The 21,270-nt window shown below is 64.2% G+C and carries 18 protein-coding genes and 1 pseudogene; 4 read left to right on the top strand and 15 right to left on the bottom strand.

The features are described from left to right. Window positions 1-212 precede the first annotated feature (212 nt). Window positions 213-1,772, bottom strand: coding sequence for an acyl-CoA carboxylase subunit beta (locus ACVJGD_RS04245; protein WP_456633185.1), 1,560 nt, complete (start codon window positions 1,770-1,772; stop codon window positions 213-215). Further along, window positions 1,702-2,679, bottom strand: a complete 978-nt coding sequence (locus ACVJGD_RS04240; RefSeq protein ID WP_456633184.1) for an IclR family transcriptional regulator — start codon at window positions 2,677-2,679, stop codon at window positions 1,702-1,704. Before ACVJGD_RS04240 ends, ACVJGD_RS04245 begins: the two co-directional genes overlap by 71 nt. Window positions 2,680-2,812: 133 nt before the next feature. On the opposite strand from ACVJGD_RS04240, the gene ACVJGD_RS04235 reads away from it, so the two are divergent. The 4 genes from ACVJGD_RS04235 to glsA all read left to right on the top strand — a co-directional run bounded on the left by ACVJGD_RS04235 (window position 2,813) and on the right by glsA (window position 8,337). After that, window positions 2,813-3,034, top strand: a complete 222-nt coding sequence (locus ACVJGD_RS04235; protein WP_456633183.1) for an acetyl-CoA carboxylase biotin carboxyl carrier protein subunit — start codon at window positions 2,813-2,815, stop codon at window positions 3,032-3,034. A 155-nt stretch (window positions 3,035-3,189) separates the two neighbouring features. After that, window positions 3,190-4,335, top strand: a complete 1,146-nt coding sequence (locus ACVJGD_RS04230) for a TAXI family TRAP transporter solute-binding subunit (RefSeq protein WP_456633182.1) — start codon at window positions 3,190-3,192, stop codon at window positions 4,333-4,335. A 44-nt stretch (window positions 4,336-4,379) separates the two neighbouring features. Further along, the gene (locus tag ACVJGD_RS04225; RefSeq protein WP_456633181.1) at window positions 4,380-6,455 is read left to right on the top strand and encodes a TRAP transporter permease; all 2,076 of its coding nucleotides are present in this window, start codon (window positions 4,380-4,382) and stop codon (window positions 6,453-6,455) included. A gap of 22 nt (window positions 6,456-6,477) precedes the next feature. Next, window positions 6,478-8,337 carry a glutaminase A gene (gene glsA / locus ACVJGD_RS04220; RefSeq protein WP_456633180.1) on the top strand — a complete coding sequence of 620 codons (1,860 nt, stop codon included), beginning with the start codon at window positions 6,478-6,480 and terminating at the stop codon, window positions 8,335-8,337. Between the two features lie 179 nt (window positions 8,338-8,516). On the opposite strand, the gene ACVJGD_RS04215 is transcribed toward glsA, so the two are convergent. The 13 genes and pseudogenes from ACVJGD_RS04215 to ACVJGD_RS04155 all read right to left on the bottom strand — a co-directional run bounded on the left by ACVJGD_RS04215 (window position 8,517) and on the right by ACVJGD_RS04155 (window position 21,262). Then, window positions 8,517-9,044: a carboxymuconolactone decarboxylase family protein gene (locus tag ACVJGD_RS04215; RefSeq protein ID WP_456633179.1), complete on the bottom strand. Its 528-nt coding sequence runs from the start codon at window positions 9,042-9,044 to the stop codon at window positions 8,517-8,519. Window positions 9,045-9,455: 411 nt separating this feature from the next. Further along, complete coding sequence (locus tag ACVJGD_RS04210; protein WP_456633178.1) at window positions 9,456-9,818, bottom strand: Zn-ribbon domain-containing OB-fold protein; 363 nt, start codon at window positions 9,816-9,818, stop codon at window positions 9,456-9,458. Next, on the bottom strand, window positions 9,815-10,951 hold the full coding sequence (locus ACVJGD_RS04205; RefSeq protein ID WP_456633177.1) for a thiolase family protein: 1,137 nt from the start codon (window positions 10,949-10,951) through the stop codon (window positions 9,815-9,817). The genes ACVJGD_RS04210 and ACVJGD_RS04205 overlap by 4 nt, the downstream gene beginning before the upstream one ends. A gap of 152 nt (window positions 10,952-11,103) precedes the next feature. Further along, window positions 11,104-12,270 carry an acyl-CoA dehydrogenase family protein gene (locus ACVJGD_RS04200; RefSeq protein WP_456633176.1) on the bottom strand — a complete coding sequence of 389 codons (1,167 nt, stop codon included), beginning with the start codon at window positions 12,268-12,270 and terminating at the stop codon, window positions 11,104-11,106. Window positions 12,271-12,393: 123 nt separating this feature from the next. Continuing rightward, window positions 12,394-13,587, bottom strand: a complete 1,194-nt coding sequence (locus ACVJGD_RS04195) for a CaiB/BaiF CoA transferase family protein (protein WP_456633175.1) — start codon at window positions 13,585-13,587, stop codon at window positions 12,394-12,396. A gap of 131 nt (window positions 13,588-13,718) precedes the next feature. Continuing rightward, window positions 13,719-13,919: a hypothetical protein gene (locus ACVJGD_RS04190; RefSeq protein ID WP_456633174.1), complete on the bottom strand. Its 201-nt coding sequence runs from the start codon at window positions 13,917-13,919 to the stop codon at window positions 13,719-13,721. A gap of 157 nt (window positions 13,920-14,076) precedes the next feature. Further along, window positions 14,077-15,243: an acetyl-CoA acetyltransferase gene (locus ACVJGD_RS04185; protein WP_456633173.1), complete on the bottom strand. Its 1,167-nt coding sequence runs from the start codon at window positions 15,241-15,243 to the stop codon at window positions 14,077-14,079. Between the two features lie 54 nt (window positions 15,244-15,297). Continuing rightward, window positions 15,298-15,945, bottom strand: a complete 648-nt coding sequence (gene eda / locus ACVJGD_RS04180) for a bifunctional 4-hydroxy-2-oxoglutarate aldolase/2-dehydro-3-deoxy-phosphogluconate aldolase (RefSeq protein ID WP_456633172.1) — start codon at window positions 15,943-15,945, stop codon at window positions 15,298-15,300. Next, window positions 15,942-16,910: a sugar kinase gene (locus tag ACVJGD_RS04175; RefSeq protein ID WP_456633171.1), complete on the bottom strand. Its 969-nt coding sequence runs from the start codon at window positions 16,908-16,910 to the stop codon at window positions 15,942-15,944. The genes eda and ACVJGD_RS04175 overlap by 4 nt, the downstream gene beginning before the upstream one ends. Before the next feature lie 21 nt (window positions 16,911-16,931). Next, window positions 16,932-17,919, bottom strand: a pseudogene (gene denD, locus ACVJGD_RS04170) (D-erythronate dehydrogenase). Window positions 17,920-17,964: 45 nt separating this feature from the next. Beyond that, window positions 17,965-18,873, bottom strand: coding sequence for a carbohydrate ABC transporter permease (locus tag ACVJGD_RS04165; protein ID WP_456633170.1), 909 nt, complete (start codon window positions 18,871-18,873; stop codon window positions 17,965-17,967). Continuing rightward, on the bottom strand, window positions 18,866-19,825 hold the full coding sequence (locus ACVJGD_RS04160; protein WP_456633169.1) for a carbohydrate ABC transporter permease: 960 nt from the start codon (window positions 19,823-19,825) through the stop codon (window positions 18,866-18,868). The genes ACVJGD_RS04165 and ACVJGD_RS04160 overlap by 8 nt, the downstream gene beginning before the upstream one ends. Window positions 19,826-19,939: 114 nt before the next feature. Then, entirely contained in the window at window positions 19,940-21,262 is a 1,323-nt protein-coding gene (locus tag ACVJGD_RS04155) for an ABC transporter substrate-binding protein (RefSeq protein WP_456633168.1), read from the bottom strand. Window positions 21,263-21,270: the final 8 nt, after the last annotated feature.

Raw genomic sequence — 21,270 nt, 5'->3', positions numbered from 1 at the left:
GAAGGATGGGCCGCAGGCGAGATCGGGGCCTCATGGTTCGAGACGCGCTACGCGCTCCTCACCATGAGGGGCAGGCAGCACTGAACGCCACGCACTCCACCCTCATCCTGAGGAGACCGCGCAGCGGTCGTCTCGAAGGATGGGCCGCGGGCGACAGTCGGGCCTCATGGTTCGAGACGCGCTGCGCGCTCCTCACCATGAGGGGTAGGCAATCAGGGCCTTGTCGACATGTTGCTTGGCGGGCCCGGTGCGCGGATCGGCTCGGCGAGGCGCGCGAATTCGCAGAGCAGCGAGCGCGTCCTGCGGGGATCGATCACCTCCTCGACCCAGAACTTCTCGGCCGAGCGGAATGGCGAGCGCAGCTTGTTGAGGCGGTCCTCGATCTCCTTCAGCTTCGAAGCCGGATCGGGCGCGGCCTCGATGTCGGCGCGATAGGCGGCCTCGATGCCGCCCTCCAGCGGCAGCGAACCCCAATAGGCCGACGGCCAGGCGTAGCGCATCGAAAAACGGTTCGCCGGCTGATGCACCACGCCGGCGACGCCGAAGGCGTTGCGTATGATGATCGTGCACCAGGGCACGGTGCTCTGGTTGACCGCCGCCATCGCGCGCACGCCATGGCGGATGGTCGCGCTCTTCTCCGCCTCGAGCCCGATCATGAAGCCCGGGCAGTCCATCAGATAGACCACCGGCAGATGGAAGGTTTCGGCGAAATCGACCCAGCGGATCACCTTCTGGCAGGCTTCCGCCGTCCACGAGCCGCCATAGTGGAAGGGATCGCTTGCCAGCAGCAGCACTGCCCTGCCCTCAAGGCGCGCGAGGCCGACAATGATCGGCTTCCCGAAATTGGCGCTCATCTCGAAGAACGAGCCCTTGTCGACGACGGCGTCGATGATCGGCCGCATCTTGTAGACCTGCCGGCGGTTGCGCGGCACCGCCTTCATCAGCGATTCCTCGGCGCGTTCAGGATCGTCGCTGCAGGGAACGGTGGGCGGCAGCTCGAATACCGATTGCGGCAGATAGGAGAGGAAGCGCCTCGCATACGCGAACGCCTCCTCCTCGGTCTCGACCGCCTGGTCGATCGCGCCGGCGCGGGTCTGGATATCGGCGCCGCCGAGTTCCTGCTTGGTCAGGTCCTGTCCGAGCCGCTTCACCACCGGCGGGCCCGCGACGAACATCGCGGAGCTCTTCGTCATCACCGAGTAATGCGTGGCCGCAAGACGCGCCGCGCCAAGGCCTGCGACCGAGCCGAGCCCGAGGCCGACGACCGGCACACGCGCAAGGTTCGCCGTCGTGTACCAGTACCATCGCGTGCCGCCGACGCCCCCGGGCAGGTTCGCGGCGCCGCGCGTCTCGATCGTCTTGACCGAACCACCGCCGCCGGAGCCCTCGATCATGCGGATGATCGGCAGCCGGAAATCATGCGCCATCTCCTCCGCCATCAGCGGCTTGGCGGAGATCGACGCATCGGCCGAGCCACCGCGCACGGTGAAATCGTCGCCGACCACGACCACCGAACGGCCGTCCACCTTGGCGCGGCCGAACACGCAGTTCGCCGGCGTCAGCTGCTTGAGCTCGTTGTTCTCGTCATATTCGGCGATGCCGGAAATGGCGCCGATCTCGTGGAAGGATTTCTGATCGACAATCTTGTCGATGCGATCGCGAACGGTAAGCCGGCCTTGATCCCGCTGTCGTTTGACCTTCTCAACGCCTCCCATCTCGCGCGCGAACGCTTCGCGCCGGGCGAGTTCGTCGAGTTCCGGCTTCCAGTTCATTCCTTTCCTCCGTCTGTATGATCTTGTTGTTATTGTTCACGGCCGCCGGAATGGATTTTCTCTCGATCCGGTTGTTGAAGATGCTGGCGTCGGCGCCTTCGAGCAGGCTGCCGAGCGCGGCGCCGAGCTGCACCATCGGCGGCGCGACCTCCTTGTGCAGCCGCTTCTCGTCATACATCGCCGACAAGAGACCGATCGTCGTGACGACATAGGTCTGGTATTGCGGCGACCATAGCGGCACCGCGACGCCGTTGATGTGCGGGCTCCACAGGCCGCAGGCAACGACATAGCCGTGCTCGCGCAAATGACGGCGATTGCCCTCGATGCGCGGCTTGAGCAGCTTCGCGCCCTCGGGAATCTCGCGCTCCATCTCCGCGATCAGGGCATCGCCGACCTCAGGCTCGAGCGCCGCCGTATAGGCATGGCCGGCGGCGGTGGTCGCCATCGAGATCCGACTGCCGGTGACCTCATGCAGGCCGAGCGCGTTCGCCGAGCGCGCGAATTCGAGATAGACGAGCTGGAAGCGATCGGGGATCACGAAGCCGACGGTGCCGGGCAACTGCTCGGCGACGTCCTGCAGGCGCTGACGGATCAGGTTGCGGAGCTGCAGACCCTTCATCATCGCGGTGCTCATCGCCACCGCGCTCGGACCGATCCGATATTTCTGGTCGCGCGGCAGATAGACGAGCTGGCCCATCCGCGTCAGCGTGTGCGTGAGCCGCGACACTGTCGATCGCGGCAAGCCGCAGCGGTTCGATATTTCGAGATTGCCAAGCCGCGCCTCATGTCCTTCGAAACATCGCAGGACATCAAACGCACGCGACACCACCTGGATGACATCGCCCTCGCCTGCGAGATCGCTGGCGAGCATTCCCTGCCGGCTAAGCCGTTCCGAGCGTCTTCCCATTTGTTATAGGCTCCATTCCGCCACACGGAATAAAATTCCACTTGCAGAACAAGCTACCTCAGGCAATGTGCGGCCACAACAAAAGCCGTTCGCAGAGCGCCATGCGTTTCGCGAAACGGATGGGGAGCGTGGAATGCCAGATATCAAGATCATTACCGAAGTGGCCGGCCGTGTATGCGCAATACCAGTGGCGACCGGTGCCAGCATCGCCGACGGCGACGAGGTCGCGCTGGTCGAAGCGATGAAGATGGAGATCCCGGTAACGTCGACCGCTGCGGGCACCATCAAATCGATCCTCGTCAGCGTCGACGAGGTGATCGCCGAAGGACAGGCGGTCGCCATCGTCGAGACCTGACGCGCACGCACTCAAGCTTCTTCCGCGACAATCTGTCCGGTGATGCGACGATGGTCGTGGTTCGCGCCAACGCAGCGGCGTTGCCATCACCGCTACGCGGTGCAATGATCCTCTCAAACAACACGTTTCGCTCAGCGAAACATCAGGGAGGAATCATGATCCGTCGTCTGCTCGCGCTTGGCGTCACCCTACTCGCATCCGGACCTTCGCTCGCCGAAGACATCAAGCTGCCGCCGACGATGGCCGTGACCGCCTATGACACGGGCACCGCGGGATTCAACATCGCGGTCGGCGTCGGCAAGATGATGAAGGACAAATACGGCACCGACCTTCGTGTGCTGCCGGCAGGCAACGACGTGGCGCGGCTGGCGCCGCTGCGCGCCAAGCGCGCGGTGATGTCGGCGATGGGATCAGGCACCTATTTCGCGCAGGAAGGCGTGTTCGAGTTCGGCGCCAGGGAATGGGGACCGCAGCCGCTGCAACTCTTGCTGTCCACGGTCGACTGCAACGCGGGCTCGCTTGGCGTCGCCGCCGATATCGGCGTCAAGGAGATCAAGGATCTCAAGGGCAAGCGCGTCGGCTTCGTGGTCGGCTCGCCGGCACTGAACCAGAACTCGCTCGCCATCCTCGCCTTCGGCGGTCTCAAGCAGAGCGACGTCAAGGCCGTCGAATTCGCAAGCTACGGCGCAATGTGGAAGGGCCTGATCAACAACGATACCGACGCGGCGTTCGGCACCACCATCACGGGCCCCGCGAAGGAAGCCGAGACTTCGCCGCGCGGGCTGATCTGGCCGCCGCTTCCGGCTGATGACAAGGCCGGATGGGAACGCGTGCAGAAGGTCGGCTCGTTCTTCTTCCCGCATCGCGCGACGTGCGGCGCCGGCATCTCGCCGGAAAAGCCGATCGAGCTCGGCACCTACCCCTACCCGATCTTCGTCGCCTACGCGTCGGTGCCCGCGGACCAGGTCTACGCCATCACCAAGGCAATGATCGTCAACTACGACGCCTACAAGGATTCCGCTCCGGGCGCGACCGGGCTTGCCGCGGACCGGCAGACCAAGAACTGGGTCGTGCCGGTGCATCCCGGCGCAGTGAAAGCGCTGAAGGAAGCGGGCCAATGGAGCGATCAGCAGGAGGCCCACAACAACGCGCTGTTCAAGCGCCAGGAAGTGCTCACCGCCGCCTGGGCGGAATATGGCAAGTCCAATCCATCCTCGGATGACAAGGCGTTCCTGGAAGGCTGGATAAAGGCGCGCGCCGCGGCGCTGGCCAAGGCCAACATGCCGAACGGCTTTGAATAGAGCCGCGCGCTTCCATTACTGACGAACTTTGTGGGGATCTCTCGATGTCAGCTTCTCCGCTCGATAGCGCCGTGGCCGCGCCGCCGAAGAGGATCGAGTTCGAGGATCCTCACTCCGGCGCCGGCAATCTGCAGGAGGCCGAGGTCACGCGCGTGCGGGCTTTGCGCGGCGGCTGGCGCTGGGCGCTGGTGGTCGCGACCGCGGCCACCATCCTGCTTTGCATCAACCAGCAATTCTCACTGCGCTTCCTGATCGGTTACACCCAGCTCAACACCGAATATTTTTATCTGCTGATCGCGCTGATGCTGCCGTTCACCTTCCTGATGTTTCCGGGAACAAGCACGGCGCCGCTCGACCGGGTTCCCTGGTACGACCTCGCGCTGTTCGTGCTGACGTTTGCGGCCGCGATCTGGCTGATGCTCAACATCCGAAAGGCGGCGGAGTCTGGCTGGGAATCCGACGGCGCGCCGCGCAACGTGCTGGTGGCCGGCGTCGTGATGTGGGCGGTGCTGATGGAGGCGCTGCGCCGCACCGGCGGCTGGAGCCTATTGCTCAGCGTGTTCCCCTTCACCATCTATCCGCTGTTTGCCGAAGCAAGCTGGCTCGGTCCGTTCCGCGGCTCCGAGCTCACCTTCGACCAGGCCACCGCCTATCACGTGCTCTCGGGCGAGAGCCTGCTCGGCATCCCGATCCAGGCCTTTGCCGATACCGTGATCGGCTTCCTCGTCTTCGGCACCGCGCTGATGATGACAGGCGCCGGAAAGTTCTTCATCAACATCGCCTTTGCGCTGTGCGGCACCTTCCGTGGCGGCGCGGCAAAGGTCTGCATCTTCGCGAGCGGCCTGCTCGGCATGATGTCCGGCTCGATCATCTCCAACGTGCTCACCGCCGGGACGATGACCATCCCGGTGATGAAGCGCAGCGGCTTCCGCGCCTCCTATGCCGGCGCGATCGAGGCCTGCGCCTCGACCGGTGCGGTGCTGGCGCCGCCGGTGATGGGCGCCACCGCCTTCGTGATCGCACAATTCCTGAACGTCAGCTACGCCGAGGTCGCGGTCGCCGCAATCATTCCCGCCGCGCTCTATTATGTCGGCCTGTTCATGCAGGTGGATTCCTACGCCGCGCGCCATGGCCTGAAGGGCATCCCGCGCGCCGAACTGCCGCGGGTGATCGATACGCTCAAGTCCGGCTGGTACTACGTGTTCGTCATCGCGCTCCTGATCGTGATGCTGCTCTACTTCAAGCGCGAAAGCCACGCGCCGTTCTACGCCACCGCGCTGCTCTTGGTGCTGAACCAGATCTTCTCCAAGGACACGCGCTGGACGCCGGCCACGATCGCAAAATTCCTCGAGGTCAATGGCCGCACCTTCGTGGAGCTGGTCGGCATTCTCGCCGGCTGCGGGCTCCTGATCGGCGCGTTCTCGATGACCGGCGTGGTCTCGAGCCTCGCCAACGACTTGCTGACGATCGCGGGCGACAACGCCTTCCTGCTGCTGGCGATGTGTGCCTTCACCAGCCTGATCCTCGGCCTCGGGCTGACGACCACGGCCTGCTATATCTTCCTCGCGATCCTGGTGGCGCCGGCGCTGGAGAAGCTCGGGCTGAACCGGATAGCGGTCCACATGTTCATCTTCTATTGGGGCATGCTGTCGTCAATCACCCCGCCGGTCGCGATCGCTTCCTTCGCGGCTGCCGGCATCGCCGGATCGCCGGCGATGAAGACGGGGTGGGAATCGATGTGGGTCGGCAGCATCATCTATTTCATCCCGTTCTTCTTCGTGCTGAACCCGGCACTGGTGCTGCAGGGACCCGCCCCCTATCTCACCGGCCTCGGCCTGATGGCGCTCGCCGGCTTCGGAACGCTGTTCATCTGCGGCGGCATCCAGGGCTACCAGGTCTTTGTCGGCGATCTCAGCCGTACAGGCGCGCTGGAATGGCCGCTGCGGGTGCTGTTCGTGATCGGCGGCTTCGTGGTGGCGACGCCCGGCGGCGGCATCATGCCATTGTCGCAGATGCAGGTGACGCTGCTCGGCCTAGCCATCCTGGTGCCGACGGTCCTGATCGCGCTGCTTCTGGTCCGCCGGCACGCCTTGATACCGAACCAGTTGCGCGCTCCCTGATTGCGTTGCACAACAGGAGGCGATGAAACCGGAGCCGCCTCCTTCTCCCGCCAGCGCCACGGCCTGGACCCGCTCGAAACCGCCTCTGTTGCGGTTCCTGCAGTCATGCCACGACGAGTTCGCCGCCGAGACCGGCGGCGCTGTCGCCGATTACATTCCCGAGCTCGGCAAGGCCGACCCTGCCCATTTCGGCATCAGTCTCGCAACCCTCGACGGGCACGTCTATGAGGTCGGCGACACCAAGGTGCCCTTTACCATCCAGTCGATGTCAAAACCCTTCGTGTTCGCGCTGGCGCTGGACACGCTGGGCGCGGGCCGGGTCGAAAGTGCAATCGGCGTCGAGCCATCGGGCGACCCCTTCAACTCGATCCGGCTGAACGCCGAAAACCATCCGTTCAACCCGATGGTCAATGCCGGCGCCATCGCCTGCACCGGGCTGATCCATGAGGCCAAGGGCGACGCCGCCTTCGATTATATCCGCCAGGCGCTCGGCCGCTTCGCCGGGCGCGAGCTCACGCTCGATGAAGCCGTCTATCTTTCGGAGAGCACGACCGGCGACCGCAACCGGGCGATCGGCTATCTGCTGCGCACCAACGCCGTGATCAAGGACAACGTCGCCTCCGTGCTGGATGTCTATTTCCGGCAATGCGCGGTGCTGGTCACTGCGCGCGATATCGCGATCATGGCTGCAACGCTTGCCAATCGCGGCATCAATCCGGTAACCGGCGAACAGGTGATGACGCCCTATGCGATCTCGCGCACGCTCTCGGTGATGACCTCGTCGGGCATGTACGATTTCGCGGGCGAATGGATCTACCGCGTCGGCATCCCCGCCAAGAGCGGGGTCGGCGGCGGCATCCTGGCCGCGCTGCCGGCGCGGCTCGGGCTCGGCAGCTATTCGCCAAAGCTCGACAAGCACGGCAACAGCGTCCGCGGCATCAAGGTGTGCGAGGCGCTGTCCGCCCATTACGACCTGCATATGCTGAATCGTAGCGACGACGCGCGCACCAGCATCATCGCCGATTACAATATCGGCAAGAGCCCGTCGCGGCGCGTCCGCCGCCCGCAGGAGCGCGACATCCTTGCGGCGCATCATCAGGAAGTGCGGATCATCGAACTGGTCGGCACGCTTTCGCTCTCCGCTGTCGATTACGTCTCACGGCGCCTGGCCTCGCAGCCGCGACCGCAATTCGTCGTGTTCGACCTGCACCGGGTCACCTCCACCACCCGCGCCGGCGCGCGGCTGGTGGCGGAAGCTTTCGAGGAACTCGCCGCTCTCAACGTCACCGTGATCCTGTCCGGAGTCAAACGCACGTCAAAGGAATGGAAGACGCTGCGCGAATGGACCGCCAGGCTCGGCAACATCAGGGACTTCTATCTGCTCGATACCGCGATCGAATGGGCGGAGGACCAGATCGTCTACCGCTATGGCGGCTCGATCGATTTCTTCGAGACCACGGAATTGTCCGAGCAGCCGCTCTTGGCCGGATTGAGCGCGGAAGAGCTGACCGATCTGGCGTCGCTCGCCGCAACCCGCACCCATCGCTCGGGCGAGAAGATCATCTCCGCCGGCGATCCCGCCAATTCGCTGTTCTTCCTGCGCAGCGGCGTGGTGCATGTCACGCTGCCTGACGGCATCCGTCTCGCGACCCTCACCGCAGGCATGGCGTTTGGCGAGATGGCGCTGATCGAGCCGGTCCGCTCCGCCGACGTATTGGCGGACCAGGCCGCGACCGCCTGGGAAATCCCGCTGCGCGACTTCGAACGTTTCCGCAAGCAGCATCCGCGCGCCGGCGAGCTGATCATGCGCAACCTCGCGCAACTGCTCGCCGACCGGCTGATCGTCGCGAACGCGAAGGTGGATTTGCTGACGTCGACGTAGTCTCTCTCAATCTCCCTCTCCCCGTTCTTACGGGGAGAGGGTCGGGGTGAGGGGCTGCTTCCGCAACGACGGTGATAGTTGTGTTTGCGGAGACAGCCCCTCACCCGGATCGCATCTGGCGATGCGATCCTCTCCCCGCAGGCGGGGCGAGGCGAAGGGAGTTCGCGGCACCAGTTCGATCAACCCACCACTTCCGTGACCGGCTGCAGGTCGATCTCGAACGTTTCGAGGAATTTCGACGTCATGATGTAGAAGCCGACCGAGAGCTGCAGTTCGACGAGCGCGGCTGGCGTCAATTTGGATGCGATCGCGTTGAAGGTCGCGTCCGTCGGTTTGTTCAGCTTGACGATCTCATCGGTGAAAGCGAGCGCGGCGCGCTGCACTTCGTTGAAGCAGGTGGCGGACTGCCAGTTCTCCAGCGCCTCGTTCTGCTCGTCGCTCACGCCGACATTCTTGCCGATCCGCTTGTGCGCGACGATCTCGTAAGGCGCTTCGCACAGGATTCCGGTGCGGGTGATCGCGAGCTCGCGCACGATCGGATCAAGCTCGCCTCTGTGGCGGATCGCGCCGCCGAGCCGGCAATATTGCTCAAAATAGCTTGGCGAATGCGCCATCATGCGGAAGATGTTGGCGTTGCGGTTCTTGTCGAGGATTTCGCGGGTGCGATCGCTGGCCTCGGCGGGATCGCTGTATTCGATGCGGGCCATTCTTTCCTTCTCGTTTTCTTTTTTCTCGTTTTGCTTCGGTTCCGTTAAGTTTCAAAACACTATCTGGCGCTTGACGCAGGAGCAACACAGCCGAGTCAAAATGCCGCCGCAATGGTATCCGACCCTGCTACCGTCGATATTCGCCGAGTGGGGACTCAATCAGAGCGAATATGCGTCGCGGGGTGTTCCGAGTAGCAATCTAAAAGGCCATCGTTTGCGTGGAGTGCCGCGCCACGATGAGTCACGCCCAAGTCTAGGGGGAATAGGCATGAAGGAAGCCACAAGGAGGGCGGCCTCGGAGGCGCTCGCGCAGATGCTGGCGGTGACGGCAATGGTCGTCATCGCCGGCATCGTGCTTTACTGGCGGTAACCGCGATCTAATCCTTTTGCTGGAGCATGATCTTTTCGGGATCATGCTCTAGCCTTTTCAAAATACGGCACCACGCGGCCGGCAAACTGCGCAAACCGCGCGTTCACCTCGTCGCCGATCGCAAGATCGTTTTCGCCGTGCGCCATCATGCGAAAGCCTTCGGCGGTGTCCACCAGCACGATGTTGTAGGGCACATGCGCGCGCGTCTCGGGCGTCGCGGCGCGGCAGACCAGCGAGGTCGCGTAGACCGTCCCAGCCCCGCTGGCTTGTTTCTCGACCGGATCAGGCGCGCCGCAGGCGGCGCAAAAGCTGCGGCGGAAATATTGTACAGCACCGCAGGCGGCGCAGGATTGATAGACGATCGCCTCCGCGCCGGTAGTCCAGTCCGAAACCTTCCCGCTCATCGCACCCGCTCCAGGAACATGCTGACATGCGAGGACAGCACACCGCCATCGCCATGCAACAGCGCAACCGAGGCATCGCGGACCTGACGATTGCCGGCGCGCTCAGTCATCTGCAGATGCGTCTCGACCAGATGCGCCATCGCGCCGCCGACGCCGCAATGGCCGTAACTCAACAAGCCGCCATGGGTGTTGAGCGGCATCTCGCCGTCCTGATTGAAGTAGCCGGCACGGACGCGCGCGGCCGCCTCGCCGCGCTTTGCCAGGCCGAGATCTTCGAGCAGCATCGCAAGCGTGATGGTGAAGCTGTCATAGACCGCGGCATAGCGCACATCGGAGATCGCAACGCTAGAGGCCGCCTTGGCCTTGGCGATCGCGATCTCGGCACCGAGTTCGCTAAGCGCTGGCGCTGCGGTGACATGTTGATGCGTATGCGCCTGTGCACAGCCGCGGATGCGCACGCCGACGTCGCTGGTCGGATCGCGGCTGATCACGAACGCCGCGCCGCCATCGGAAACGGGACAACAATCGAGCAGCTTCAACGGCTTCGCCACCGGCTTTGACGCCATCACGTCGTCAACCGTGATCGGATCGCGGAATTGCGCGCCGGGATGGGTCAGCGCGTGCTTGCGCATCAGCACCGCGAATTCGGCGAGGTCCTCTTCGGTGACGCCATATTCGTGCATGTAGCGCGAGGCGACGAGGCCGTAATAGGCGGGGATGGTCGGCCCGAGCGGCACTTCGTAATCGGGATGGCCGACTTGGGCGAGCGCCTGGATCGAGGCGTCGCGGCTCTGGCCGGTCAGCCGGTTCTCGCCACCGACCACGAGCACATGCTTCGCCACGCCGGCATCGACGAGATGATGCGCCAGCATGGTCATCGCAAGCCCGGTGGCGCCGCCGACCTGCACGGCATGGGCATAGGACGGGCGGATGCCGAAATGCTCGGCGAACACGGTCGCGAGCATGATGTGCGGTGACACCGTCGAGTAGCCGCAGAGGATGCCATCGATCTCCGCTCGCCTCACGCCGGCATCGGCAATCGCAAGCTCAGCCGCCCTGCTCATGAGGTCGAGCGAGGACGAGCCTTCGTGCTTGCCGAATGAGGTGAGACCGACGCCGGTGATGAAACTCATAGCGCTATCTCCTCGTCATTCCGAGGCGCCGCAAAGCGGCGAGCCCGGAATCCATCGAGCCACAGGCGAACGCGGCGAAGTGGATTCCGGGCTCGCGCCGCGCGCGCCCCGGAATGACGGTGTGAGTGTTGGAGACGTCATCGCAACCACCCTCAATACGATTTCGGCAGCCCCAGCACCTTCTCGGCGATGAAGCTCAGGATGAGCTGCGGGCTGATCGGGGCGATGCGCGGGATCAGGGATTCCCGCAGGTAGCGCTCGACGTGATACTCCTTGGCGTAGCCGAAGCCGCCATGGGTCATCACCGCCTGCTCGCAGGCGCGGAAGCCGGCCTCGGCGGCCAGGAACTTTGCGGAGTTGGCCGCAGGCCCGCACGGCAGACCCTGGTCGTAGTGCCAGCCGGCCGACAGCACCATCAGCCACGCGGCCTCCAGCTCCATCCAGCATTTGGCGAGCGGATGCTGGATCGCCTGGTTCATGCCGATCGGACGATTGAACACGATGCGGCTCTTGGCATAGGCCTGCGCGCGCGACAGCGCGACCTTGCCAAGCCCGACCGCTTCAGCCGCAATCAGGATGCGCTCCGGATTCATGCCGTGCAAAATGTATTCGAAGCCGCGACCCTCTTCGCCGAGCCGGTCCTCGACCGGAATCTCGAAATTCTCGAAGAACAATTCATTGGAATCGACGGGCTTGCGGCCCATCTTCTCGATCTCGTGCACCGTCACGCGCTTCTTGTCGAAATCGGTGTAGAACAGGCTCAGGCCCTGCGTCGGCGTCCGCACCTCTTCCAGCGGCGTGGTGCGCGCCAGCAGCAGGATCTTGTTGGCGACCTGCGCGGTCGAGATCCAAACCTTCTGGCCGTTGACGATGTATTTGTCGCCCTTGCGCACCGCGCGGGTCTTGAGCTGGGTGGTGTTGAGCCCGGTGTTAGGCTCGGTCACCGCAAAGCAGGACTTGTCGCGGCCATCGATGATCGGCGGCAGCATGCGCTGGCACTGCTCCTTGGTGCCGAACACGACCACCGGATTGAGCCCGAACACGTTCATATGCACGGCCGAGGCGCCAGACATGCCGGCGCCGGATTCGGCGATCGTGCGCATCATGATCGCGGCATCCGTGATGCCGAGCCCGGAGCCGCCATATTCCTCGGGAATGCAGATGCCGAGCCAGCCGGCATCCGCCAGCGCGCGGTGGAAGTCGGCGGGATAGCCGCCCTCCTTGTCCTTCTTCAGCCAATAGGCGTCGTCAAAGCGCGCACAGATTTTCGCGACTGCATCGCGGATGGATTCCTGGTTGGCCGAGAGCGCAAAATCCATGTGTCTCCGTCCTATAGCTTGATGCCGTTTGATTGAACGGTCCTGTCAGCAGGCTCCGTCACCTCTCCCGCAAGCGGGAGAGGGAGCGTAGCGCCCTCGTGGTTCGTACCAGTTCAAATCCTATCACGGTGCCTTGGTGACTCCGTCGCGCAGCATGGCGGCGATCTCGTCGGCAGAGAAGCCGGCCTCCTGCAGGATCTCCGCGCTGTGCTCGCCGAGCCGCGGCGCCAGCCGCTTCGGCTCGGCTGTCGTCTCCGACCAGCGCGCCGAGACCTTCATGCTGCGGATGCGGCCTTCGGTCGGATGGTCGATGACGGGAAACACATCGGTTGCAACGATATGCGGATCCTGCAGCAGGCTTTCGAGATCGTGCATCGGCATGACCGGCACGTCGGCCTTCTCGAGAATCTCGTTCCACTCCGCGGTGGTCTTGGTCTTGAGGATGCGCGCAAGCTCGGCGTAGACGCAATCGATATTGGCGGCGCGGCCGGCGAAGGTCGCAAATCTTGAATCGTTACGCAGATCGTCGCGCCCGGTCGCGGTGAAGAAATTGTCCCACTGCTTGTCGTTATAGACGATCACGCAGATATAGCCGTCGCTCGTCTTGTAGGGCCGGCGGTCCGGCGACAGATGCCGCTTGTAGCCGCCGCGGTCGAGCGGCGGATCGTAGGTGAGACCGCCCATATGGTCGCCCATGACGAAGCCGGCCATGGTCTCGAACATCGGGATGTCGACGCGCTGGCCCTGCCCGGTCCTGTCGCGATGCACAAGGCTCGCGCAGATCGCACCGACCGCGGTCAATCCCACGATGCGATCGACCAGCGCGTTCGGCACATAGCGCGGCACGCCGTCGGAGGTCTGCGCCATCAGCGCCGGCAGCGCGGTGGCGCCCTGGATCAGGTCGTCATAGGCGGGCTTGGCGGCATAAGGGCCGTCCTGGCCGAAGCCGAACACGCCGGCATAGATCAGCCGCGGATTGACCTTGGAGACGACATCGTAGCCGAGTTGCAACCGCGCCATCGCCTGCGGGCGCACATTGTAGACCAGCACGTCGGCCTTCGCGATCAGGCGCAGCACGGCCTCGCGCCCGGCCGGCTTCTTCAGGTCGAGGCAGATCGAGCGCTTGCTGCGGTTGGTATTGAGGAACACCGGACCCATGCCTGCGTGGCGGGTCGGGCCGATCTGGCGCGTGACGTCGCCATCGGGCGATTCCACCTTGATGACGTCGGCGCCGTAGTCGCCGAGCATCTGCGTGGCATACGGCCCCATCAGCACGGTCGTCATGTCCACGACCTTGATGCCCTCAAGCGGTCCCATGGCCTCGTCATCCTCCCAGAAAGGCGGCCAATCACGGCCGCGTTATCACTTCCGGGGACCTAGTAACGGCAGGCCGTCCACGAGATCAAGGCGCGCCACGCGTATGGGCGTATGCACGGCGGGTAGCGGGGTTATCTCTGCGGCCGCGCGTCGCGCTCCTTCATCAGCCTCTCGAGCTCTTCATTCTGCTGGCTGATGCGGTCGGCAATACGCGCCTCGTTCTGCTCGCCGGATGCCGCGGCGGCCTGTTCGATCAACTGCCTGATGTTGTCTTCAAGAATCGCGATGCGATCGTTGAGTTCGTCCAGCGACAACGAGCTTTCGTTACCCATGATACACGCTCCGAAAGTCTGCGCCGCGGCTTACCGCGGCAATTCCGTCGCATTGTAGGTGGACAAAGCGCAGCGTGCCCACCGTTTGCGGTTGATGCCAGAAAAGGTGGGCACGCTTCGCTTTGCCCACCCTACGGCAGTCCGCTTCGCCTACAGCCTACTTCGCCGGCTCCAGCAGCGAAACGTAATTCGCGACCGCTGCGCCGCCCATGTTGAAGATGCCGGCCAGTTCAGGGTTCTTCAACTGCATGCCCTCGGGCGCCTGCCCCGTCAACTGCATCGCGCTCATCACATGCATGGAGACGCCGGTGGCGCCGATCGGGTGTCCCTTGGCCTTGAGTCCGCCGGACGGATTGATCGGCAGCTTGCCGTCCTTCAGCGTCCAGCCTTCCAGAATCGCGCGAGCGCCCTGCCCGCGCGGCGTCAGGCCCATGGCTTCATATTCGATCAGCTCGGCGACGGTGAAGCAGTCGTGGGTCTCGACGAAGGAGAGATCGGACAGCTTGGCGCCGGCCTGCTCCAGCGCGCGCTGCCAGGCCACCGTGCAGCCCTCGAACTGCAGGATGTCGCGCTTGGACATCGGCAGGAAGTCCTGCGCATGCGCGGTGGCGCGGAAGTTCACCGCCTTGCCCATGGTCTTCGCGGTCTCCGAATCCGTCAGCACCAGCGCGGCGGCGCCGTCCGACACCAGCGAGCAGTCGGTGCGCTTCAGCGGGCCGGCGACGAACGGGTTCTTGTCGCTCTCGGCGCGGCAGAACTCGAAGCCGAAATCCTTGCGCATCTGCGCATAGGGATTGGCGACGCCGTTCTTGTGGTTCTTGGCGGCGATCATCGCCAACGCGTCCGACTGGTCGCCGTATTTCTGGAAATACCCCTGCGCGATCTTGCCGAACACGCCGGCGAATCCCGCGGGCGTATCGCCGTCTTCAGGCAGGTAGGACGCCTTCAACAAATTGCGGCCGATCTCCGGACCTGGCGTCCTCGTCATCTGCTCGACGCCGACCACCAACACGAACTTCGCCCCGGTCGCGATCGCGCGGATGCCCTGGTGCACGGCGGCCGATCCGGTCGCGCAGGCGTTCTCGACGCGCGTCGCCGGCTTGAAGCGGAACTGCGGATCGGCCTGCAGCACCAGCGAGGCCGTGAAATCCTGCGGCGAGAAGCCGGCATTGAAATGCCCGAGCAGGATCTCGTCGATGTCGCCAGCCGAAATGCCGGCATCGGTCAGCGCCTCGTTGGCGACGCGCGTCACCAGGCTCTCAACCGTTTCCGCGTCGAATTTGCCGAAGGGCGTGTGCGCCCACCCGACGATGCTGGCTGTCATGGCCGTTCTCCCAAAAATGTTCCTGATCGCTTGTAGCTGATCCGTAACCGGACTTCACCCGGCTTTCAGCGATTTCAGGGTGCGGTCGCACATGGCGGTTATGCCGGCCCAATTGTTGGACCAGACCTCGGCGGGCGGGCAGAGCCAGGACCCGCCGACCGCGACCACATTGGGCTCCGCCAGCCAGGTCGCGGCATTGCCCTCCCCGATGCCGCCGGTCGGGCAGAAGCGCGCGTTCGGGAACGGCCCCGCCAGCCCCCGCAGTGCCTTTATACCGCCTGACGATTCCGCGGGAAAGAATTTCACGAGATCGAAGCCGTGCGCCAGCGCCTGCATCAGTTCAGACGCGGTGGCGATCCCCGGCGCGAACGGCAGGCTGCTCCCGACAGCGGCTTTCAGGAGCTCGGGCGTCGCACCCGGGCTGATGCCGAACCTGGCACCCAGCGCCTCGGCTCGGGCGAGATCGTCCGGGCTCAGGATCGTGCCGATGCCGACGATCGCGTCCGGCACCTCGGCCATGATCGCCTTCGCCGCTTCGATCGCGACCGGCGTGCGCAAGGTGACCTCCAGCGCATACACCCCGCCTGCGACCAGCGCGCGCGCCAGCGGCACCGCATCCTCGCGCCGCTCGATGGTGAGGACGGGGATGACCTTGGCCTCGCTGAACAGCGTGGCGAGGGTTTCCTGTCTGGTCGATGTCATTGCAAGGCCCTGCGCGAAGTTGTGGGTCGCGGTACTTTCTTCGGCGGCATGGCATAGCGCGGAATGATCGCGCCGGGATAGCACACCACGACGCCGGCCAGACGATGGCCGGCGCGTGCGGCCTCCGGCGGCTCGGCGCCGGAGAGCCGGGCCGCAAGGTAGGCGGCCGCGAAACTGTCGCCGGCCGCGGTGGTGTCGACGATCGGCTGGGTCACCGGCTCGGCCCTCACCTCCCGCGATCCGCCGGGAAAGCGCAGCACGCTGACCGGCTCCGACAGCTTCAGCACCACTTCCGGGCTCGGAATACCCGCGAGCAGCGCCGTATTGCTCTCGCCGGGATAGAGCGGCAGCAGATCCTCCGTCGAGGCGAGCACGATGTCGGCCGCCTCGAACGCCGCGCTATAGACGCTGCGCGCCTCGCTCAGATCAGACCAGCCACGGGCACGGAAATTGGTATCGAAGGCGAAGCGCGTCCCGAGCAGGCGCGCGCGCTTCAAGGCCGTCATCAACCGCCCTCGCCCGTAATCATCATAGATCGAGAGCGTGATGGCGGAGAGGTAGACGAGGTCATAGGTCGCGAGCGAATTCAGGAGGTCCTCGGTCTCCGGCAGGTGCATCAGCTTGCGCGCGGCCGAGTTCTCGCGCCAATGGAAGAACTTCCGTTCGCCCTTCTCATCGGTCTGGATCAGATAGAGGCCGGGCAGTTTGCCGGCCAGCCGGGCGACGCGCTTGGTCCCGACGCCCTCGGCCTTCCAGGCGGCGATCATCTCCTCGCTCAACGCATCGTCGCCAAGCGCTGTGATGTAGTCGACGTCGAGGCCAAGGCGCGCGAGATAGACGGCGGTGTTGAGGGTGTCACCGCCGTAACCCCGGGAGTAGAGGCCGCCCTGGTGGCCGCTTTGGGCACCGCCCTGGGCCTGCCTCAACTCGATCATGCATTCGCCGATAGAGGCTACCCGCGTCATGACCGCACTCCGAAGGGAGAACTAGGCCGCGAACTTGCCGCCGAGTTCGTCCTCGATGTGAATCCGGATGATGTCGTCAAAAACTCTTTTCGGCCGTCGTGAAGCCGAGCTTCAGCGCGCGCTCCGTGACGAAGTCGCGCGGCCAGCCGGACACGATGCCGATGATGGTCTGATCCGGCACCCGCTTGATCCGCGCCGTGACGTTCTTGCCGGCGACGCGCTCAAGCGCCGCGATCTGCTCGCCGACGGTAACGGAGAGCCCGGGCATGCTGAGGTTGCGGCGGGGGCCAATGGCGTTGAGATCCATGGTCCCGGCATGCACGAGGAAGCCGACCGCCGACTTCGGCGAGGCATGCCAGTGCCGCACGTCCTCGGAGACCGGCAGGATCGCCTCCTCGCCGGCGAGCGGCTCGCGGATGATGTTGGAGAAGAAGCCGGATGCCGCCTTGTTCGGCCGGCCCGGCCGCACGCAGATCGTCGGCAAGCGGATGCTGATGCCGTCGAACAGGCCCTTGCGGGTATAGTCGTTGATCAGAAGCTCGCAGATCGATTTCTGCGTGCCGTAGCTGGTCAGCGGCGTATGGAAGAACTCATCGCCGATCTTTTCCGGGAACGGCGCGCCGAACACGGCGATCGAGGATGTGAATACCAGCCGCGGCTTGTAGCCGCCACCGACCGCGCGGATGGCATCGATCAGGTAACGCGTGCCGTCGAGATTGATGCGATAGCCCTTGTCGAAATCGGCCTCGGCCTCGCCGGAGACGATCGCGGCGAGATGGAAGATCACGTCGGGCCGCTCGGCGATCAGCGGCGCGGCGGCGCCGGCATCGGCGAAGTCGGACGCCACCACCTTGACCGGGATCGAGGCGTTGGCCGGCTTTGCGGGCTCGACCACGTCCTGCAGGGTCATCCTGGTGATGTCCTGCTTGCCGAGGCGGCCGTCGCGCAGCAGACGGTCGGTCAATTTGCGGCCGACCATGCCGGCGGCGCCGAGAATCAGAACGTGCAAGACCCAACTCCTTATTATCAGCGGTAACGACGTGGGCCTCTCGCGCTATTCCTTCACGGCTCCCGTCATGGCCGACACATAATGCTCGACGAAGAAGGCGTAAAGGATCACGAGCGGCAGTGAGCCGACCAACGCGCCCGCCATCAGCGATCCCCACTTGTAGATGTCGCCATCGACGAACTCGTTGACGATCGCGACCGGCACCGTCTTGTTCGGCGTCGATTGCAGGAAGGTCAGCGCATAGATGAACTCGTTCCAGCACAGCGTGAACGAGAAGATGAAGGCCGAGATCAGGCCCGGGATCGCCAGCGGCACGATGATCTTGACCAGGATCTGCCAGCGCGAGGCGCCGTCGATCAGCGCGCATTCCTCGAGCTCATAGGGGATGGTCTTGAAGTACCCCATCAGGAGCCAGGTCGAGAACGGAATGAGCAAGGTCGGATAGACCAGGATCAGGGACAGCGGCGAGTCGAACAGGCCGTAGGCCTGGATCACCGAGGCCAGCGGAATGAACAGGATCGACGGCGGCACCAGATAGGCGAAGAAGATCAGGATGCCGACGGTGTCGGCGCCCTTGAACCGCAGCCGCGTGATCGCATAGGCCGCCAGCACGCTGGCCGCGATCGACAGGAAGGTGGCGCCAACAGCCACATACATCGTGTTCCAAAGCCAGCGTGGATACTGCGTCTCGAACAGCAGCTTGCTGATGTGCTTGAAGGTCGGATGCACAACCCAGAATGGGTTGAACTTCTCCATGTCGATCAGTTGCTCGTCCGGTTTGATCGACGTCAGCACCATCCAGTAGAACGGGAACAGCAGCACCACGAGGATGATGAACAGCGGCAGATAGAGCGTGATCAGGCGGCGCGGCAGCGACTCCAGATAGCTCATGCCCTCGGAGTCGTCGCTCGCGGCCTGCGCCGGTGCTTTCGAATGCAGGGCTGAATCAGTCATTGTTCGATCCTTGCTGCCACTTGCGGCGCTGCATGCCGAACCAGGAGATCGCGATCGCGGCAAGAAGGAACGGGATCATCGCGGTCGCAATCGCCGCGCCCTCGCCCAGCCGCCCGGAGATGATGCCGCGCTGATAGCTCAGTGTCGCCATCAGATGCGTCGCATTGACCGGCCCGCCGCGGGTCAAGGCCCAGATGAGCTGGAAGTCCGTGAAGGTGAACAGCACCGAAAACGTCATCACCACGGCAATGATCGGCGTCAGCAGCGGATAGGTGATGTAGCGGAAGCGCTGCCAGTTGGTGGCGCCGTCGAGCGTCGCGGCTTCATAGAGCGAGGGTGAGACCGTCTGCAGGCCGGCCAATAGCGTGATCGCCACGAAGGGAACGCCGCGCCAGACATTGGCGAAGATGACGCTGGCGCGGGCCCAGGTGCTGTCGCCCAGGAAGTTGATGTTGTGGTCGATCAGGCCGAGCTTGATCAGCGACCACGAGATGATCGAGAACTGGGCGTCATAGATCCACCAGAACGCGATCGCCGACAGCACCGTCGGCACGATGAAGGGTATCAGCACGATCGAGCGGATCATTGCCTTGAACGGCATGTGCCGGTTGAGCAGGAGCGCGAGATAAAGGCCGATCGCGAATTTGATGACGCTGGCGATCAGCGTGTAGAGGATCGTGTTGAAGACCGACAGCCAGAAGATCGCGTCGTCCCACAGCCATTGATAGTTCTCGAGACCGATGAAGATCCCGCCACGGCCGATGCGTTCGTCCGTGAAGCTCATCCAGATGCCAAGGCCAAGCGGATAGGCCAGGAACAGAATCAGGAAAGCCGCCGCCGGTAGCATGAACCACAGCGCCGCCCAGTTGCGGTTGGCGCGCAGCCTTGACCAAAGTGACGGCTCGCCGGCTGCGGCGGCCTGTACCGGCATCGATGTCTGGACAGTACTCATTCGGTCTCCAACTCCAAATCGAAGGCAGCGCCCGGCCCGTTTTCTTGCGCCGAGCGTCGCCCCGATCGCTCAACAACCAGAAAGCCGGCGCGGCAGTCCGCGCCGGCTGCTCGCTTAGCGGAAGATGCGCTTGGCCGCGCGTTCGGCCGAAGCCATCGCGGTCTTCGTATCCTCGCGTCCGGTGCAGTAGTTCGCGTACATGTCGACGAGCACGAAGTCGGCAATCGCGGCCGCCGCGTTCTCGCTCATCTGCGCCTCGCCGGCCGGGGTCGAGGCGCTCTGCGCGACGCTGCGATAAGGCGTCGTCTTCGGATCGGCGGTCCAGACCGGGTTCTTGTCGTAGCCGAGGAGGAAGTGGGATAGGTAGCCCTGCGCCGCTTCGATCCAAGGGTTGAACTGATCCGGCTCCAGCATGAAGGCGGTGAACGCCTTGCAGGTCTGCGGATACTTCGAGAAGGTGAAGATCAGGATCGGGAAGCCGAGATGAAGCTCGCGCGTCTTGCCGTCGAGGCCGGGCGGCAGATGCGCGTGGTTCATGTCCTCCGCGATCTGCGGATTCTCCTTCTTCGCCGTCACATAGATCGAGATGCCGTTCGTGGTGAGGTGAAGCTGGCCGGCGAGGAACGCCTTGTTGTTGGAGCTGTCGTTCCACGACGCCGTGCCCGGCACGAAGTTTTCGTAGAGGCCCTTGACGTATTCCAGCGACTTCGCGGTCTCCGGCGAGTTGATGACGACCTTGTTGTTCTTGTCGATCATCTTGCCGCCATGGGCCCAGAGCGCCCAGTGCAGCCAGCCGTTGGCATCGCCCGAGGCATGGCCCAGCGCCATGCCGGCCGGCGTGCCGTTCTTGTTCATGCCCTTCACGAGGTCGGCAAAGCCGGCGAGATCCTTCGGGAACTCCTTGTGGCCGGCCTTCTCGGCCGCGGCGACGCGATAGTTGACGAGGCCGCCGGTGGCCGCAACGGGAATGCCGATCCATTTGCCGTTGAGCATGCCATAGGCCTTGCCGGAGTCGGTCCAGCCGCCGCACTTCTGGCCGAGATAGTCGGCGACGTCGGTGACGTCGACGCATTTGCTCGGGAACAGGAACGGCAGCGAGTAGAGACCCCAGACCATGTCGAGGCCCTGCCCGGTGTTGGCGGCAACCGACGCCTTGGGCTGAATGTCGTCGTAGGATTCGTTGGAAACGTTGATGGTGACGTTGTTGGCCTTCTGGAAGGCGTCGACGATCTTCATGAAGGCGACGTCTTCGGCTTCGACGAAGCGCTTCCAGCGCAACAGATTGATCTTCGCCCCCGGCTCCGGCTTCCACGGCGAAGTCTGCGCCCAGGCCTTCGCATAGCCCAAGAGCTCGTCGCCCGACATCGTCGCTGCGGCAGCCAAAAGGCCCGCGCCGCCCTTGAGCAGCGAGCGGCGATCGGTGGTAAACTTATTCATTTCAAGTC

It is taken from the genome of Bradyrhizobium sp. USDA 10063, assembly GCF_054063735.1.
The sequence above is the reverse complement of the archived record's forward strand: the minus strand, read 5'-3'. Positions and strand labels throughout refer to the sequence as shown.

Bases quoted from the DNA above. Each gene is read 5' to 3' on its own strand.
- ACVJGD_RS04160 (WP_456633169.1), bottom strand. From the start codon at position 19,825: ATGAGTACTGTCCAGACATCGATGCCGGTACAGGCCGCCGCAGCCGGC.
- ACVJGD_RS04195 (WP_456633175.1), bottom strand. From the start codon at position 13,587: ATGGGACCGCTTGAGGGCATCAAGGTCGTGGACATGACGACCGTGCTG.
- ACVJGD_RS04185 (WP_456633173.1), bottom strand. From the start codon at position 15,243: ATGACAGCCAGCATCGTCGGGTGGGCGCACACGCCCTTCGGCAAATTC.
- eda (WP_456633172.1), bottom strand. From the start codon at position 15,945: ATGACATCGACCAGACAGGAAACCCTCGCCACGCTGTTCAGCGAGGCC.
- ACVJGD_RS04175 (WP_456633171.1), bottom strand. From the start codon at position 16,910: ATGACGCGGGTAGCCTCTATCGGCGAATGCATGATCGAGTTGAGGCAG.
- ACVJGD_RS04245 (WP_456633185.1), bottom strand. From the start codon at position 1,772: ATGAACTGGAAGCCGGAACTCGACGAACTCGCCCGGCGCGAAGCGTTC.
- ACVJGD_RS04210 (WP_456633178.1), bottom strand. From the start codon at position 9,818: ATGAGCGGGAAGGTTTCGGACTGGACTACCGGCGCGGAGGCGATCGTC.
- ACVJGD_RS04205 (WP_456633177.1), bottom strand. From the start codon at position 10,951: ATGAGTTTCATCACCGGCGTCGGTCTCACCTCATTCGGCAAGCACGAA.
- ACVJGD_RS04155 (WP_456633168.1), bottom strand. From the start codon at position 21,262: ATGAATAAGTTTACCACCGATCGCCGCTCGCTGCTCAAGGGCGGCGCG.
- ACVJGD_RS04215 (WP_456633179.1), bottom strand. From the start codon at position 9,044: ATGGCCCGCATCGAATACAGCGATCCCGCCGAGGCCAGCGATCGCACC.
- ACVJGD_RS04230 (WP_456633182.1), top strand. From the start codon at position 3,190: ATGATCCGTCGTCTGCTCGCGCTTGGCGTCACCCTACTCGCATCCGGA.
- ACVJGD_RS04165 (WP_456633170.1), bottom strand. From the start codon at position 18,873: ATGACTGATTCAGCCCTGCATTCGAAAGCACCGGCGCAGGCCGCGAGC.
- ACVJGD_RS04225 (WP_456633181.1), top strand. From the start codon at position 4,380: ATGTCAGCTTCTCCGCTCGATAGCGCCGTGGCCGCGCCGCCGAAGAGG.
- ACVJGD_RS04200 (WP_456633176.1), bottom strand. From the start codon at position 12,270: ATGGATTTTGCGCTCTCGGCCAACCAGGAATCCATCCGCGATGCAGTC.
- glsA (WP_456633180.1), top strand. From the start codon at position 6,478: ATGAAACCGGAGCCGCCTCCTTCTCCCGCCAGCGCCACGGCCTGGACC.
- ACVJGD_RS04240 (WP_456633184.1), bottom strand. From the start codon at position 2,679: ATGGGAAGACGCTCGGAACGGCTTAGCCGGCAGGGAATGCTCGCCAGC.
- ACVJGD_RS04235 (WP_456633183.1), top strand. From the start codon at position 2,813: ATGCCAGATATCAAGATCATTACCGAAGTGGCCGGCCGTGTATGCGCA.
- ACVJGD_RS04190 (WP_456633174.1), bottom strand. From the start codon at position 13,919: ATGGGTAACGAAAGCTCGTTGTCGCTGGACGAACTCAACGATCGCATC.